The following is a 15980-nucleotide window of genomic DNA, read 5'->3' on the forward strand; positions in this document are numbered from 1 at the left end:
GCGGGGCTCGGCTGGGACGCGGCGAGCGCCGTGGCGCGGCCGCGGCTCCTCAGCGCTGCTCGTCGGCGAGCGCGTGCGTCTGCGCGCTGGCGGCGGCGGCGGCGCGCGCGGCGGCCTTCGCCTCACGGGCGGCCTCGCGCAGCGCGATCCGCTCTTCGCGCGCGTGGACGATCAGCTGCTCGGCGGCCTCGCCGAGCGCGAGGTTGACACTGCTGAGGCGCTCGAGCTCCGCGGCGAGGCGGGCGAGCGGGTCGTCGGCGTGAGCATCCATGCCCGTTCAGTCTGCCACGCGCCACCCACGTCGAAAAGGCGGTCGGTCAGATCCCGCTCGCGCCAAACCGGGGCCAGTACACCTCTCAGCGGGGAATCTCCCTCTATAGCGTGAATTTTCCACGCTATAGCTGGTGGAATCCCACTAGCGATCGGTGGAGGGTTCAAGTGTGGCCGACTCGCTTCACCAGGAACGCCGGGCGCTGGCGATCGCCGTGCGCGAGCTGCGCGCCCGCAAGACGCTGAAGCAGGAGGAGGTCGCCGAGGCCGCGGACCTCGGCCGCAACTACATGACGACGCTCGAAGGCGGACGTGGCAACCCCACCTTCGTCGCACTCGTGCGCCTCTCGCGCGCCCTCGGGATCCCGCTCAGCGAGCTGATCGCGACCTACGAGCAGCGGCTCGAGGACTGAGAACGCGGAAGGCCCGCACAGGGCGGGCCTTCACGAGGAGCGCGCCCGGCTGGATTCGAACCAGCGACCTCTTGCTCCGGAGGCAAGCGCTCTATCCACTGAGCTACGGGCGCAACGCATCGAGCAGCTTATCGTGGGGCGCCGTCGCCTGCCGACTCGCGGCGCCCAAACTCTGGGCGGGGGCCCAGTATTGGTGGCGCGACGGCGCTACTAGCCTCGCCAGCTCCTTGCAGATCCGCGGAATGGTGGGCCGGATGAAGAAGCGGCAGCAGCTTGCGCTCGCGACGGGTGCGGCGGCGGCGATGGTCGCCGTCCTCGCCTCGGGGGCGACGGCGGCGAAGGTCAGCGACGAGCGCTCGGACGGGACGATCTACGACGCGAAGGCGTACGCGGCCTGCGACGTGCGCGAGCTGGAGGCCGAGACGGCCGGCGGCACGCTGCAGGTGACGGTCACGGTCCGCGGGAAGGTCAACCCGGGCGCGTCGCTGACGGTCAGCGTCGACACGCGCGGCGGCAACGGCAGCGAGCCGGAGTACGTCGCCCGCGGCGAGGCGCTCATGACCTACTCGAACACGCCGAGAACGGTCGGGCGCTCGACGACCTCGGCCACCGGCAGACAGGTCGTCGTGACGATCCCGCTGGCCGCGATCGGCCGGCCGAGAAGAGTCGGCGTGCAGGTCTCGACCTGCGGCGAGGCGGCCAACGACATCGCGCCCGGCGGCGACCACTTCGACGGCAAGGGGATCAACGACAGACCGGTCTTCAGATACCTGTTCGCGACCCCGGCCGAGCGGGTCGTCGAGGGCGAGGTCGAGCTGCTCTGCGCCGCCTCCGGCCGCTCCTGCCGCAGACTCCCGGTCGAGGGGGCGACCGTGCGCGCGGTCGGCGGCTCGCCGCGGCGCACGTATGAGACCGCGACCGACAGACGCGGGCAGTTCTCGTTCGGCGTCGACAAGGGCATCTACACGGTCACGGCCGCCGACGACCTCCTGCAGGTCAGAGGCGGCGCCAGACGGGTCGACGTGCGCCGCGCCAGAAGCGGCGCGGCCGCCTTCACCGCCTGCGGCCTGAAGCCCGCCGCCCAGACCTCGGCGGTGACCGGCGGCGTCTGGAGAGGCGGCAACGCCGACTGCCTCAACTACTTCGAGATCGCCTGGCGGCCGTCGTCGGGGGTGTCGGTCACGTGGGCGTCCGCGCCGATCTGCACGGGCGCCGGCGGCAACTGGGTCGGCCCCGGCAAGGTATTGATGAAGGGCATCTTCCTCGACCCGCAGGCGCAGGGGACCAATGTCGTCGTCGGCGCCAACGACATCCAGTTCCACAGCCCGATCCAGTCGGTCAGCAGCGGCAACAGCGTCAGCGGCACGCTGCGCGCGAACGGCAGCGGCGTCGTCACCGCCAGATACGTGGAGGGGCTCTGCACCTTCGGCATCAGCAGACTGCCGCTGAAGCGGTGACGCAGGGCGCGGCGCTCACGACAGCCGTCTGCCGCTGAACGTGTAGCTGTACTGGCTCGGCGTGCAGCCGGCTCTGCGGCCGGCCGCCGTCGGGCGGTAGTCGTTGATCAGTCTGCCCTTGATCTGCGTCGCGCGCTCGCGCACGAGCCCGCCCGATCTGCGCGTGCGCACGACGCTGAACTGCTCGAACGACTCGACCGTGTAGCCGTGCTTGGCGACGACCTTGCGCGTCGTCTTGCCGCCGCGTCTGGTCACGCGCACGCACGAGACCTGCTGCTGCGGCCGCGCGCGGTAGGTCAGCCTGGCGTCGGGGGCGAAGCGGATTCTGCTGCCGCTCGGTGAGCGCATCGTCACCGCGCAGGCACCGAGGTCGCAGACGGCGCGCGACGTCCAGACGACGTCGAAGGGAGCGCCGGGCGTGCCTCTGCCGGGCGTGAAGCGCAGCTTCCAGCGGCCGTCGACGCGCGCGGCGGGGGAGATGCCGAGCTTCTGCGATCTCGGCACCGCGTAGATCGTGCCGGTGACGCGCGCGCGGCAGAGCGACGGGCCGCCGGCCGCCTTCGCGGTCTGCTGCCAGGCGGCGGAGATCGCGAAGCGGCCGGTGCGCGCCGGGGCGCTGACGGTCAGCCTGTATCTGCCGTCGTCGCTCGCCGCGACGGAGGACTCGACGCCGTCGATCGTCAACGACAGGTCGCGGACCCGCTCACCGTCGAGCACGTCGTAGACGACGTCGAAGCTGCCGCCCGCGTGCGCGTAGGACGGCAGGTAGAAGCGCAGCATGCCGTCGCGCGGCGCGCATCTCGCCGGCTCCGCGGCCGTCGCCGGCGCAGCCGTCACCAGCGCGCCGGCCAGCGCCAGCGCCGCGATCGTCAGCTTCCGCACCGCACCATCCCAGGTCTCGTCCTCGTCATTTCGCGCGCGCACGGTACGCGCCCGCGCCGCCGACCGCAAGCGCGACCGGCGCGATTCGTAGAGTGGGCCCCGCGATGCGGCTCGCGATCGTCTCCGACACGCACATGCCGAAGGTCGAGCGGACGCTGCCGGCGGCATGCGTCGCGGAGCTGCGCGCGGCCGACCTGATCGTCCACGCCGGCGACTTCGTCCGCGCGCCGGTGCTGGAGCAGCTGCGCAGTTACGGCGAAGTCGCCGCCGTCCATGGCAACGTCGACGAGCCGGCGCTGCGAGCGGAGCTGCCGGCCGTGCTCGAGCTGGAGCTGCGCGCGGCGGGCGCGGGCGCCGGGGCGGCCCCGGTGCGGCTCGCGATCGTGCACGACGCGGGGCCGAGAGTCGGGCGGATGGCGCGGATGCGGCGGCGCTTCCCGCACGCCGACGCGGTCGTCTTCGGCCACTCCCACATCCCGCTCCACGAGGTCTCCGACGACGACGGCTTCCAGCTGTTCAACCCGGGCAGCCCGACCGAGCGGCGGCGGGCGCCGCGCCACACGATGGGCGTGGCGCGGATCGCCGCCGGGCGGATCGGCTTCGAGCTGGTGACGGTCGGCTGAGCGTCAGCCGCCGACGCGGACGCCGCTCATCACGAAGGGGTAGACGACCGTGCGGCAGCCGGCGCGGCGGCCGGCGGGCGTCGGCGTGTACGTGATCGTCGCGCGACCGGAGATCCGCGTCGCGCGCTCGCCGACGACGCCGTCGACCAGCTGGCTGCCGACGACCTCGAAGCCGTACTGCAGGACGCTGTCGGCGCCATGACGCACCGGTCCGCATCTGGCCCAGGACGCGTCCAGCCGCGACCGCGGGATGCTGTACCGCATCCGCGCGTCCGGGACGAGGCGGTAGCGGACCGAGCCGTCGAGGACGGCGCGCAGCGCGCACGCGCCGACGGCGCAGTCGGGCGTGAAGCGCCAGCGGGTTCTGGAGGCGCCGCCGGGGGTGCGGCCGGTCGGCCGGAAGACCACGTTCCAGCGGCCGTCGATGCGCGGCTCCTCGCGGCCGATCCTGGCGTTCGGGGCGACCGCGTAGACGTCGTAGACGAACTCCTGTCTGCAGAGCGGGAGGTCGCCGGCGGCGACGCCGGTCTGCTGCCAGCTGGCGGTCAGCTCGAAGCGGCCGCTGCGCGAGGGCGTGTCGAGGTAGAGCGTGCCGTCGCCGTCAGGGCCGAGCGTGACGCCGGCCGGCTGGCCGTCGACGGTCATCGTGAACTCGCGCACGTGGTCGGCGCGCGTCACGTCGACCGGCACCGCGAACTGCTTGCCGGCGTTCGCCCAGCGCGGCGGCGTCAGGTCGACCAGCTCGTCCTCGGCGTTGCAGCTCGGCACCTCGTCGGCCTGCGCCGCGGGCGCGAGCGCGAGCAGTGCGCCGCACACGGCGGCGGCGATCATCCCTCTTCGCATCGCGCGAGCGTACCGGCCGTCGCCGCCTTCGAGCGCCTGCACCATCTAGATTCACAGGCAAGAATGGACCTCTCGATCTTCTTCGCCGGTACCGCCGGATCGGTGCCGACCGCCCGTCGCGGGCTGCCCGCGATCCTCCTGCGCCGCGGCGCCGACCGGATCCTGTTCGACTGCGGCGAGGGCACGCAGCGGCAGCTGCTGCGCTCCGCCGGCCTGCCCGACATCAGCGACGTCTTCATCAGCCACTTCCACGCCGACCACTGGCTCGGCCTGCCGGGGATGCTGAAGACCTTCGACCTGCGTGCGCGCGAGAAGCCGCTGACGCTGCACGGCCCGCCGGGGCTGAAGGCGCTGATGCAGTCGATGCGGCACGTCTGGGGCGGCTGCGGCTACGAGATCCGGATCGAGGAGCTGGCACCCGACGCGATGGTCGAGCGCGACGAGTACGTGATCGAGCCGTTCCCGGTCAACCACCGCGGCCCGGCCTACGGCTACGCGATCACCGAGGACGACCGGCTCGGCAGATTCGACGCGGAGCTGGCACAGAGACTGGGCGTCACGCCCGGCCCCGACTTCGGCCGCCTGCAGCGCGGCGAGACGATCAACGGCGTCAGACCGGAGCAGGTGATCGGCGAGAGCCGCCTCGGCCGCAAGCTGGTCATCTCCGGCGACACCGGCCCGTGCGAGGAGCTGATCGCGATCGCCCACGGCGCCGACGTGCTCGTCCACGAGGCGACCTTCGCGCAGAACGAGGCCGCGCGCGCGAAGGAGACGCAGCACTCGACCGCGGCGCAGGCGGCGAAGGCGGCCGTCGAGGCCGAGGTGCGGCTGCTCGCGCTCGTCCACCTCTCGACCCGCTACGGCGGCCGCGAGATCCGCGAGGAGGCGACGGCGGTCTTCGCCGACACCGTCGTCCCGCGCGACTTCGACGCGATCGAGGTGCCGTTCCCCGAGCGCGGCGCGCCCGAGCTGGTGCGCTGGGATCCCGTGCGGGCGCAGACCGAGCAGCCCGAGGCGGTGCTGAGATGAGACGGCCGGCGAGCTGGACCGGCGTCGCGATCGGCGTCGCCGCCGGCTTCCTGATCGGCGTCCTGTTCGTCGTCGCGCTCGGCGTCGGGCAGGCGTCCGACCCGCCGAGAGCGCGCACCGTCACCGTGCTGGCGAGAGCGCCGGCACCGAGCGGCGACGAGACCGTGATCACGAAGACGGAGGTGCCCGACGTCGTCGGCGAGCGGCTCGACGACGCGCACGACCGGCTGGAGCGCGCCGGCTTCAAGGTCAAGGAGGAGGGCGGCGGGATCTTCGGCACGATCGTCGACTCCAACTGGGAGGTCGTGAAGCAGGATCCCGTCGGCGGCATCTCGCTCGAGCGCGGCTCGACCGTGCACATCGAGCTCGACCGCCGCTGACCGCACCCGGTTCGCACCGGTTTTCGGTACCGTAGCGTCTCACGGGCCGGTCGGAGACCGGGGAGGCGACGGCAGGGGAGCGGGCGTGCGAGGAGCGGCGAAGTGGCTGGCGACGGCGGCGGTCGCCTTGACGGCGGCGGCCGGAGCCGCGCCGACGGCATCAGCGGACACCGAGCCCAACGACGGCATCACGCAGGTCGAGGGGCCGCTCGGCGGCGGCGTCACATACGCGGGTGGGATCACGACCGCCAACGACTCCGACTGGTACTTCGTCTACGTCCAGCCGCAGACGCAGCTCGACATCTCGCTGACGACCCCCGGCGAGTCGCCGTGCAACTACTACGACGCCAGTCGCCTGACGCTGCGCACCAGCGACGGCGGCTCGATCGCCAGCACCGTCGCCGCCCGCAACGAGACCAGCCACATCAGATACACGACGCCGGCCGCGCTGACCCGCTACCTGCTCCAGCTCGACGCCGACTGCACCGGCGGCAGCTACCGCTTCCGGCTCGACCCCGCGACCGCGGTCGTCAGCGGACCGGGGCTGCCCGCGCCGCTGCCCGCCCCTGAGCCGAACGAGAGCGCGGGCCAGGCGTACGGGCCGCTCTCCGGGGGGACGCCGTACGCCGGCACGATCGACACGCAGAACGACGTCGACTGGTTCTGGTTCTACAGCGCCGGCCCGTACGCCTACGACCTGACGCTGACGGGCGTCGGCGGCGGCTGCTCCGACGACGTCGACGCGCGCCTCTACGCCGACGGCAGCAGCAGCTCGATCGACGGCCTCTCCGCCTATCCCAACACCGTCTCGCACCTCGTCCGCACCGCGCCCGGCTTCGCCCGCTATCTGATCGAGGTGACCGGCTGCCAGGGCGCCGCGTACCGCGTCCAGCTCGACCCCGGCACCGCGATCGCGCTCGCCCCGCCGGCGCCGCCGCCCGCGCCGCCCGCCGCCGTGCCGGCGCCCAAGCCGAAGCCGAAGCCGAAGGCCTCCAAGCGCTGCAGAACGGCGCGCGCCGGGCAGGTGCGCTGGTCGCGCGCGATCGCCAAGAGCAGACGGCAGCTGCGGCGCGTCTCGACGCGTTCCGCCAGACGCAAGCTGAAGCGCAAGCTCGCCGCCCAGCAGCGGACGCTGCGACGGGCCAGCGATCGCGTGACGATCTACTGCAGATAGCTCGCGGCTCGGCCGGGGGAGGCGGGCGCCGCCGCGTCCAGCCCCGTTGCTAGGGTGGTCGGCGTCCCTTTAACCCGGTCCCGTGAGGCCAGGAAGGCACCAAGTGAGCGAACCGAAGGTCGTCCTCGACCGCGACGACATGCGGCGTACGCTCGTGCGCATCGCGCATGAGATCGTCGAGAAGAACCCCGCGCAGCAGCTGGCGATCGTCGGCATCCACCGGCGCGGCGCGATCCTCGCCAGGCGGCTCCACGCGCTCGTCTCCGAGCTGCTCGACGCGGCCCCGCCGCTGGGCGACATCGACATCGCCTTCTACCGCGACGACGTCGCGACCCGCGCCAGCGCGCCGGTCGTGCAGGCATCGCACATCGACTTCCGGCTCGACGGCCTGACGACCGTGATCGTCGACGACGTGCTCTACACCGGCCGCACCGTGCGCGCCGCGATCGACTGCGTCTTCGACTACGGCCGCCCCGACCGCGTCCAGCTCGCCGTGCTGGCCGACCGCGGCCACCGCGAGCTGCCGATCCGCCCCGACTACGTCGGCAAGAACCTTCCGACCGCGCGCGAGGAGCGCGTCAACGTCCGCGTCGAGGAGATCGACGGCGTCGACGAGGTCACCATCACGGACACGCGAAGCGCGGAGGTCCCCGCATGAGACATCTGCTGTCGATCGACGATCTCGACCGCGAGGGGATCGAGCGCGTGCTCGACCGCGCGGCCTCCTTCGCCGAGGTCGCCGGACGCGAGATCAAGAAGGTGCCGGCGCTGCGCGGCCGCACCGTCGTCAACCTCTTCTACGAGGCGTCGACCCGCACCAGCAGCTCGTTCGAGCTGGCCGCCAAGCGGCTGTCGGCCGACCTCGTCTCGATCCGCGCCGCGACCTCCGCGGTCGCCAAGGGCGAGTCGCTGAAGGACACGATCGCGACGCTGACCGCCTACGACCCGGCCGCGATCGTGATCCGCTCGCCGCACGCCGGCGCCGCCAAGCTGGTCGCCGGCTGGAGCGACGCCGCCGTCGTCAACGCCGGCGACGGCAAGCACGAGCACCCGACGCAGGCGCTGCTCGACGTCTTCACGCTGCGCCAGCGGCTCGGCTCGCTCGACGGCGTCAAGATCTGGATCGTCGGCGACGTGCTGCACTCGCGCGTCGCCCGCTCCGACATCCTCGCCTTCACGCGGATGGGCGCGAACGTCACGCTGAGCGGCCCGCCGACGCTGATCCCGCGCGGGATCGAGGCGCTCGGCTGCGATGTCGAGCCGACGCTCGAGCGGCTGCCGGAGGCCGACGTCGTCTACGTCCTGCGGATGCAGCACGAGCGCATGAGCGAGGCGTACGTGCCGTCGCTGCGCGAGTACGCGATGCGCTACCAGATCGGGCTCGACAGACTGCGGCCCGAGCAGCTGCTGATGCATCCCGGCCCGGTCAACCGCGGCGTCGAGCTGTCGGGCGACGCGATCGACTCGCCGCAGGCGCTGATCGGCCAGCAGGTCGAGGCCGGCGTCGTCGTGCGGATGGCGGTGCTGTACGAGCTGTTGGCAGGCGCCGGCGCGGCGAGAGTCCTGCCCACCCGGATGGAGGTCGCCGCATGAGCGTCAAGGGTCTGTTCTTCGCGGGCGGCCGCCCGGCCGACCTGCTGATCCGCGGCGCGCACCTGCTCGACCCGCGCGCCGGCCTCGACGGCCCCGGCGACGTGCTCGTGCGCGACGGCGAGATCGCCGAGATCGGCGCGCCAGGGACGCTCGTCGCACCCGAGGGCGCGGAGACGGTCGAGGCCGAGGGCCTCCACCTCTTCCCGGGCTTCGTCGACCCGCACGTCCACTTCCGCACGCCCGGCCAGGAGCACAAGGAGGACCTCGCGACCGGCACGGCCGCCGCGGCCGCCGGCGGCTTCACCGCCGTCGTCGCGATGCCGAACACCGCGCCGGTCATAGACGACGCGCCGATCCTGCGCTCGCTGCGCGACGCCGCCGAGCAGCAGGCGCGGATCCCCGTCGGCTTCCTCGCCGCGATCACGCGCAGACTCGGCGGCGACGAGCTGACCGAGATGGCGGAGCTGCGCGACGCCGGCGCGCTCGGCTTCACCGACGACGGCCGGCCGGTCGTCTCGGCCGGGATGCTGCGCAAGGCGCTGCAGTACCAGCGGCTGGCGGGCGGCGTGCTCGGCCTGCACGAGGAGGACCCGTCGCTGTCCAACGGCTGCGTGATGCACGAGGGCGCCGTCTCGGCCCGCCTCGGGCTGGCCGGCTACCCCTCGGTCGGCGAGTCGACGATCGTCGCGCGCGACGCGGCGCTGGCGCTCTACGAGCAGGGCCGGATGCACTTCCAGCACATCTCGGCCGCCGAGTCGGTCGAGGCGCTCGCGTACTGGAAGGGGAGAGGCGCGCAGGTGACCGGCGAGGCCTCGCCGCACCACCTGACGCTGACCGACGAGGCCGTCCTGTCGCTCGACACGCGCTACAAGATGAACCCGCCGCTGCGCGCGGAGTCCGACCGCCAGGCGCTGATCGCCGGCCTCAAGGACGGCACGATCGACTGCATCGCGACCGACCACGCGCCGCACGCCAAGCACGAGAAGGAGGTCCCGTTCGAGGAGGCGCCCAACGGCGTCACCGGACTGGAGACCTCGTTCGCCTCGATCTACAGCGAGCTGGTCAAGCCGGGGATCATCCCCCTGAGCCTGCTGGTCGAGAAGCTGACCAGCGGCGCCGCGCTGTTCGACCTCTGCACGCCGAAGATCGAGGTCGGACTGCCGGCCAACCTCGCGCTCGTCGACCTCGGCGCCAGCTGGGTCGTCGGCGAGCACGGCTACGTCAGCCGCTCGGCCAACTCCTGCTTCTTCGGCCGCCGCTTCGACGGCGTCGTGCGACTGACCGTCGCCGCCGGCACCGTCGCCCACCGCGCCCCCGCACCGAACACGACCGCCTCTGGAGTGACCGCATGAACGACGCGACCGCCTACGTCCTGCTGGAGGACGGTGAGCGCTTCGACGGGATCGCCTGCGGCGCCGACGCGCACGCCGTCGGCGAGGTCGTCTTCACGACCGGCATGACCGGTTACCAGGAGGCGATGACCGACCCCTCGTTCGCCGGCCAGCTGATCACGTTCACGACCGCCCACGTCGGCAATTACGGCGTCTCGGGGGAGGCGATGGAGTCCTCCGGGATCCACGCGCGCGCGGCGATCATGCGCGCCGCGACGAACCGCTCCGACGCGCCCGGCGCCGACCTCGGCGGCTGGCTCGACTGGCTGCGCGAGCACGGCATCCCGGGCATCACCGACCTCGACACGCGCGCGCTCGTCCGTCACATCCGCGACGCCGGCGCGATGCGCGGCGGCGTCTTCCCGGCGCGCATCGCCGAGGACGAGGCGCGCGCGCTGATCGCCGCCGAGCCGTCGATGGACGGCCGCGACCTCGCGCGCGAGGTGACGCCCTCGGAGCTGATCCGGCTGGAGCCGCTCGGGCCCGGCGTCGCCGGCTCCGACGGCCCGACGATCGCGATGATCGACACCGGCGTGAAGACGTCGATCGTCAGAAACCTGCGGCTGCGCGGCGCGACCGTCGAGCTGCACCCGTGCACGACCAGCGCCGCCGACCTGCTCGCCGGCGACGCGGATGCCTTCTTCATGGCCAACGGCCCCGGCGACCCGGCCGCGCTCGGCTACGTCGTCGAGACGCTGAGAGCGCTCGTCGGCAAGAAGCCGGTCTACGGCATCTGCCTCGGCCACCAGCTGCTGTGCCGCGCGGTCGGGCTGGAGACGTACAAGCTGCCGTTCGGCCACCGCGGCTCCAACCACCCGGTCAAGGACCTCGAGACCGGCCGCGTCGAGATCACGTCGCAGAACCACGGCTTCGCGGTGCTCGGCCCGGGCGGCGCGAAGACGGTCGACGCCGACGAGCCGGTCCGCTGGGAGACCGACTTCGGCGCCGCCGAGCTGACGCACGTCAACCTCTACGACCGCACCGTCGAGGGGCTGACGCTGCGCGACGTGCAGGGCGCGACCGTCCAGTACCACCCCGAGGCGGGCCCCGGCCCGCACGACTCGCTCTACCTGTTCGACCGCTTCATCAAGGAAATCGTGGCTGCCTGATGCCCAAGCGCACCGACATCAAGAAGATCCTCATCATCGGCTCGGGGCCGATCGTGATCGGACAGGCGGCCGAGTTCGACTACTCCGGCACGCAGGCCTGCAAGGTCCTGATGGAGGAGGGGTACGAGGTCGTGCTCGTCAACTCCAACCCGGCGACGATCATGACCGACCCGGAGATCGCGACCGCGACCTACGTCGAGCCGCTGCTGCCCGGCCCGGTCGCGCAGGTGATCGAGCGCGAGCGCCCGGACGCGCTGCTGCCGACGCTCGGCGGGCAGACCGCGCTCAACCTCGCGAAGGCGCTGTTCGAGGACGGCACGCTCGACAGATATGGCGTCGAGCTGATCGGGGCCGACTACGACGCGATCGACCGCGCCGAGGACCGCGACCGCTTCCGCGAGACGATGGAGCAGGCGAGACTGCGCGTCCCGCGCTCGACGATCGCGCACACGCTCGACGAGGCGCGCGGCGCGCTGACGGACATCGGCCTGCCGATGATCATCCGCCCGGCCTTCACGCTCGGCGGCCGCGGCGGCGGCATCGCCCGCACCGAGGAGGAGTTCGTCGCGATCTGCCAGCGCGGCATCGACGCCTCCCCGATCGACCAGATCCTGATCGACGAGTCGGTCCTCGGCTGGGGCGAGTTCGAGCTGGAGGTGATGCGCGACCACGCCGACAACGTCGTGATCATCTGCTCGATCGAGAACCTCGACCCGATGGGCGTCCACACCGGCGACTCGGTCTGCGTCGCGCCGCAGCAGACGCTGACCGACAAGCAGTACCAGGCGCTGCGCGACCAGGCGATCGCCGTGATCCGTGCCGTCGGCGTCGAGACCGGCGGCTCCAACGTCCAGTTCGCCGTCAACCCGAAGACCGACGAGATCATCGTCATCGAGATGAACCCGCGCGTCTCGCGCTCCTCGGCGCTGGCCTCGAAGGCGACCGGCTTCCCGATCGCGAAGATCGCCGCCCGCCTCGCGGTCGGCTACACGCTGCAGGAGATCGACAACGACATCACGCGCGCGACGCCGGCCTCGTTCGAGCCGACGATCGACTACACGGTCGTCAAGTGGCCGCGCTTCGCGTTCGAGAAGTTCCCCGGCTCCGACGCCGGCCTGACGACGCACATGAAGTCGGTCGGCGAGGCGATGGCGATCGGCCGCACCTTCAAGCAGGCGTTCGCGAAGGCGCTGCGCTCGCGCGAGCTGGACTCGCCGGGCGTCCCGCCGGCGGACCTGGAGGAGCTGCTGACGGCGCTGGAGAACGGCGGCCCGGACCGCTTCGACCTCGTGCTGGAGGCGTTCCGCCGCGGCGTCGACGTCGAGACGCTGAACGCGCGCACGAGCATCGACCCGTGGTTCCTGCGCGAGCTGCAGGAGCTGGCGCTCGATCCGGAGGCCGTCGAGCAGGGGGAGCGGATCTTCAAGTCGGTCGACACCTGCGCCGCCGAGTTCGCCGCCCGCACGCCGTACTACTACTCCTCGCGCGAGCGGCCGCGCCGCAGCGGCGTGAGCGCCTCCGAGGTCGAGCGGGGGGAGAAGCCGAGCGTCGTGATCCTCGGCGCCGGCCCCAACCGGATCGGCCAGGGGATCGAGTTCGACTACTGCTGCGTCCACGCGGCGATGACCGTGCGCGAGTCCGGCAAGGACGCCGTGATGGTCAACTGCAACCCCGAGACGGTCTCGACCGACTACGACACCTCCGACCGGCTCTACTTCGAGCCGCTGACGCTGGAGGACGTGCTCGGCGTCTGCGAGATCGAGCGACCGGAGGGCGTGATCGTCCAGTTCGGCGGCCAGACGCCGCTGCGACTGGCGGCCGGCCTGGAGGCCGCGGGCGTCAAGATCCTCGGCACCTCGATCGACGCGATCGACCACGCCGAGGACCGCGGCCGCTTCGGCAGGCTGCTCGACAGACTCGGCTACAAGGCGCCGCCGTACGCGACCGCGCACTCGCCCGAGGAGGCGATCGCGAACGCGCCCGGCGTCGGCTTCCCGCTGCTGGTGCGGCCGAGCTACGTGCTCGGCGGCCGCGCGATGGAGATCGTCTACTCGATCGAGGGCCTGCAGGACTACCTCGACCGCGTCGGCGCCGCGCACGGCTCCGGCAAGGAGATCTTCCTCGACCGCTTCCTCGAGGACTCGATCGAGGTCGACGTCGACGCGCTCTGCGACGGCCAGGACGTCTGGATCGGCGGGATCATGCAGCACGTCGAGGAAGCCGGGATCCACTCCGGCGACTCCGCCTGCGTGCTGCCGCCGCACTCGCTCGGCGCCGAGGCGCTGGCGCAGATCGCCGGTCACACCGCGGGGATCGCGAAGGCGCTCGGCGTCGTCGGCCTGATCAACATCCAGTACGCCGTCGGCAAGGACGGCACGCTGTACGTGATCGAGGCCAACCCGCGCGCCTCGCGCACCGTCCCGTTCGTCTCGAAGGCGATCGGCCTGCCGCTGGCGAAGCTCGCCTGCCGCATCATGCTCGGCGAGAAGATCGCCGACCTCGACCTGCCGGAGGACCCGGTCGGCGACGTCGTCTGCGTCAAGGAGGCGGTGATGCCGTTCGACCGCTTCGCCGGCGCCGACTCGCTGCTGGGCCCGGAGATGCGCTCGACCGGCGAGGTGATGGGCATCGCCCAGGACTTCCCGACCGCGTTCGCGAAGGCGCAGGCGGCCGCCGGCTCGGTGCTGCCGGCGGAGGGGACCGTCTTCATCTCGGTCACCGACGGCGACAAGCCGGCCGCGGCCGGCGTCGCGATGGCGCTCCACGGGCTCGGCTTCCGCATCCTCGCGACCGACGGCACCGCCAACGCGATCAAGCGGATGGGCATCCCGGTGCAGGCGCTGAAGAAGATCGGCGAGGGCTCGCCGAACGTCAGAGAGCTGATCGAGCGGGGCGAGGTCCAGCTGGTCGTCAACACGCCGCTGGGGACGGGCGCGCGCGCCGACGGCTGGGAGATCCGCTCCGCCGCGGTCGCCCACGGCGTCCCCTGCATCACGACGATGACGGGCGCGATGGCGGCCGCCCAGGCGATCGCCGCAGGCAGCCGCACGGAGCCGTCGGTGATCTCGCTGCAGCAGCTTCAGCGGGTCGCGCCGGCGGCGCCGGCCTCCGCCTGAGGCTCGCGGCTAGCCGCCTATCCATCAGCACGCGTCGGCGCCGCCTCTTGGAGGAGCGCCGACGCGACTGAATGGGGGACCCTCCTCGCCGATCGCGGGGGCGTGCCCCGCACCCGGTGGGAGAGGCCTTGCAGACCCTCACGACGGCTGCGTCCGGAGCGCGCAAGCTCAGACGCACGCACGCATACATGACCTTCGACCGCTCGGGAAAACTCCTGCAAACCAATGCCATCTGATACTGACTCCTCGACAGCGCTGAACCTCAAGCTGAGGTCGAGACGAATTCGTCCCTTGCCGCTTGTGCACCCCCTCGCAAGATGTAGACTCGCCGCCATGCCGCCGGTCACCCCCACCGCCCCCAAGCACGCGACAGCCCCGGACCGGTCTCTCGACCAGCGCATGGACGCGCTTACTCGCGCCAACGAGATCCGCACGAAGCGGGCACAGCTGAAGCGGGACCTCAAAGCCGGGCGCGCGGCGATCCATGAGCTGCTGATGGAGCCGCCGACCTACATCGAGACGGCGAAGGTCTTCGACCTCCTGCTCGCCGTCCCCAAGTACGGCCGCGTGAAGGCCAACAAGGTCCTCACGCAGTGCCGCATCTCGCCGAGCAAGACGATCGGCGGCCTGTCACAGCGTCAGCGCGCCGAGCTGGTTGCGCTGCTCCGCCGCTAGTGGCTGCCCGGGTATTCGTGATCACCGGCCCCTCCGGGGTCGGCAAGGGCACGCTGATCCGCAACCTGCTCGACAGCGTGCCCGCCTTGGAGCTGTCCGTCTCCGCCACGACGCGCAAGCCGCGCCCCGGCGAGGAGGACGGCGTCCACTACCACTTCCTGACCGACGATCAGTTCGCCGAGCGCGTCGCGCACGGTGACTTCGTCGAGCACGCCGACTACTCCGGCCGCCGCTACGGCACGCTCCGCTCGGAGCTGGAGCGGCGCACCGCGGCCGGCGTCCCGGTCGTGCTCGAGATCGAGGTGCAGGGCGCGCGCCAGGTGCGCGAGACGCTGCCCGACGCGGTCCAGGTGTTCATCGTGCCGCCCTCCAAGGAGGCGCTGCGCGAGCGGCTCGTCGGCCGCGGGACCGACTCCGCGGAGGACGTCGAGCGCCGGCTCGAGGTCGCCGAGCAGGAGCTGACCGCGCGCGACGAGTTCCAGTACCAGGTCGTCAACGACCGCCTCGTCGACGCCGTCGCCGAGCTGCAGGCGATCGTCGCGCGCGAGCTGGTTTAGCTATCCCGCTAGCAGGCTATCCTGCTAGCCATGCCGTCCACGAGATCACGCAGCGCCGGACGCGAGGCGCTGTTCGTCCGCATCCCCACCAGCGAGGCGCAGCGGCTCGACCGCGCCGCCTTCGAGCTGAGGCTGTCCAAGCAGGACATCGTCAGCTCGCTCGTCTCACGCTACGTCGACCCGACCTCTCCGGCCAGCATGGAGGCGCTGCGGGCGCTCGACGGCGGCGGCGGCACGCGCCCGCAGCCGCCCGCGGGCGGGACGCTCACGCTCGGCCACCATGACTTCCGCGCGGACGTGCGCGAGGTCCTCACCGTCGCCGACGCGGCCGAGCTGCTGCAGGTCGGGGAGGAGGTCGTCGAGCGGCTCGCGAGCGACGGCGAGCTGCCCGGTCGCCGCATCGGCGAGCAGTGGCGATTCACGCGCCAGGCGATCCTCGACTGGCTTTCCGCAGGTAGCAGCTAGAAT

General features: G+C 72.1%; 17 protein-coding genes and 1 tRNA gene. 14 read left to right on the top strand and 4 right to left on the bottom strand.

Annotation, left to right across the window (positions count from 1 at the left end; genetic code table 11):
- Nucleotides 1-49 precede the first annotated feature (49 nt).
- Nucleotides 50-271: a hypothetical protein gene (locus tag Q7L73_RS01875; protein ID WP_304688714.1), complete on the bottom strand. Its 222-nt coding sequence runs from the start codon at nucleotides 269-271 to the stop codon at nucleotides 50-52.
- A 169-nt stretch (nucleotides 272-440) separates the two neighbouring features.
- Here Q7L73_RS01875 and Q7L73_RS01880 point away from each other — a divergent pair, with 169 nt between their 5' ends.
- A complete protein-coding gene (locus Q7L73_RS01880; RefSeq protein ID WP_304688716.1) occupies nucleotides 441-683 on the top strand; it encodes a helix-turn-helix domain-containing protein in 243 nt (80 codons plus the stop codon).
- 40 nt (nucleotides 684-723) lie between these two features.
- Here Q7L73_RS01880 and Q7L73_RS01885 read toward each other — a convergent pair.
- Nucleotides 724-796 (bottom strand) — tRNA-Arg (locus Q7L73_RS01885).
- Between the two features lie 141 nt (nucleotides 797-937).
- On the opposite strand from Q7L73_RS01885, the gene Q7L73_RS01890 reads away from it, so the two are divergent.
- The gene (locus Q7L73_RS01890) at nucleotides 938-2140 is read left to right on the top strand and encodes a carboxypeptidase-like regulatory domain-containing protein (protein ID WP_304688718.1); all 1203 of its coding nucleotides are present in this window, start codon (nucleotides 938-940) and stop codon (nucleotides 2138-2140) included.
- A gap of 15 nt (nucleotides 2141-2155) precedes the next feature.
- On the opposite strand, the gene Q7L73_RS01895 is transcribed toward Q7L73_RS01890, so the two are convergent.
- Complete coding sequence (locus Q7L73_RS01895; protein WP_304688720.1) at nucleotides 2156-3022, bottom strand: hypothetical protein; 867 nt, start codon at nucleotides 3020-3022, stop codon at nucleotides 2156-2158.
- 104 nt (nucleotides 3023-3126) lie between these two features.
- Here Q7L73_RS01895 and Q7L73_RS01900 point away from each other — a divergent pair, with 104 nt between their 5' ends.
- A complete protein-coding gene (locus Q7L73_RS01900; protein WP_304688722.1) occupies nucleotides 3127-3645 on the top strand; it encodes a metallophosphoesterase family protein in 519 nt (172 codons plus the stop codon).
- A gap of 3 nt (nucleotides 3646-3648) precedes the next feature.
- Here the strand turns inward: Q7L73_RS01900 and Q7L73_RS01905 are convergent, their stop codons facing one another.
- Entirely contained in the window at nucleotides 3649-4488 is an 840-nt protein-coding gene (locus Q7L73_RS01905) for a hypothetical protein (protein ID WP_304688724.1), read from the bottom strand.
- Between the two features lie 63 nt (nucleotides 4489-4551).
- On the opposite strand from Q7L73_RS01905, the gene rnz reads away from it, so the two are divergent.
- The 11 genes from rnz (at nucleotide 4552) to Q7L73_RS01960 (ending at nucleotide 15977) form a co-directional block, all read left to right on the top strand.
- Nucleotides 4552-5517 (top strand): ribonuclease Z, encoded by a 966-nt coding sequence (rnz, locus tag Q7L73_RS01910; protein WP_304688726.1) that lies wholly within the window; start codon nucleotides 4552-4554, stop codon nucleotides 5515-5517.
- Entirely contained in the window at nucleotides 5514-5897 is a 384-nt protein-coding gene (locus Q7L73_RS01915; RefSeq protein WP_304688728.1) for a PASTA domain-containing protein, read from the top strand. Before rnz ends, Q7L73_RS01915 begins: the two co-directional genes overlap by 4 nt.
- 85 nt (nucleotides 5898-5982) lie before the next feature.
- The gene (locus tag Q7L73_RS01920; RefSeq protein ID WP_304688730.1) at nucleotides 5983-7071 is read left to right on the top strand and encodes a hypothetical protein; all 1089 of its coding nucleotides are present in this window, start codon (nucleotides 5983-5985) and stop codon (nucleotides 7069-7071) included.
- A gap of 103 nt (nucleotides 7072-7174) precedes the next feature.
- Entirely contained in the window at nucleotides 7175-7729 is a 555-nt protein-coding gene (gene pyrR, locus Q7L73_RS01925; protein WP_304688732.1) for a bifunctional pyr operon transcriptional regulator/uracil phosphoribosyltransferase PyrR, read from the top strand.
- A complete protein-coding gene (locus Q7L73_RS01930) occupies nucleotides 7726-8664 on the top strand; it encodes an aspartate carbamoyltransferase catalytic subunit (RefSeq protein WP_304688734.1) in 939 nt (312 codons plus the stop codon). The genes pyrR and Q7L73_RS01930 overlap by 4 nt, the downstream gene beginning before the upstream one ends.
- Complete coding sequence (locus Q7L73_RS01935; protein ID WP_304688735.1) at nucleotides 8661-10016, top strand: dihydroorotase; 1356 nt, start codon at nucleotides 8661-8663, stop codon at nucleotides 10014-10016. The genes Q7L73_RS01930 and Q7L73_RS01935 overlap by 4 nt, the downstream gene beginning before the upstream one ends.
- Nucleotides 10013-11164, top strand: coding sequence for a glutamine-hydrolyzing carbamoyl-phosphate synthase small subunit (gene carA / locus Q7L73_RS01940; protein WP_304688737.1), 1152 nt, complete (start codon nucleotides 10013-10015; stop codon nucleotides 11162-11164). The genes Q7L73_RS01935 and carA overlap by 4 nt, the downstream gene beginning before the upstream one ends.
- Nucleotides 11164-14280, top strand: coding sequence for a carbamoyl-phosphate synthase large subunit (gene carB, locus Q7L73_RS01945; RefSeq protein ID WP_304688740.1), 3117 nt, complete (start codon nucleotides 11164-11166; stop codon nucleotides 14278-14280). The genes carA and carB overlap by 1 nt, the downstream gene beginning before the upstream one ends.
- Before the next feature lie 333 nt (nucleotides 14281-14613).
- The gene (gene mihF, locus Q7L73_RS01950; RefSeq protein WP_304688743.1) at nucleotides 14614-14955 is read left to right on the top strand and encodes an integration host factor, actinobacterial type; all 342 of its coding nucleotides are present in this window, start codon (nucleotides 14614-14616) and stop codon (nucleotides 14953-14955) included.
- Nucleotides 14955-15512: a guanylate kinase gene (gene gmk, locus Q7L73_RS01955; RefSeq protein WP_304688745.1), complete on the top strand. Its 558-nt coding sequence runs from the start codon at nucleotides 14955-14957 to the stop codon at nucleotides 15510-15512. The genes mihF and gmk overlap by 1 nt, the downstream gene beginning before the upstream one ends.
- 30 nt (nucleotides 15513-15542) lie before the next feature.
- The gene (locus Q7L73_RS01960) at nucleotides 15543-15977 is read left to right on the top strand and encodes a helix-turn-helix domain-containing protein (RefSeq protein ID WP_304688746.1); all 435 of its coding nucleotides are present in this window, start codon (nucleotides 15543-15545) and stop codon (nucleotides 15975-15977) included.
- Nucleotides 15978-15980: the final 3 nt, after the last annotated feature.

This window comes from Conexibacter sp. CPCC 205762 (genome assembly GCF_030646155.1).
GTDB lineage: Bacteria > Actinomycetota > Thermoleophilia > Solirubrobacterales > Solirubrobacteraceae > Conexibacter.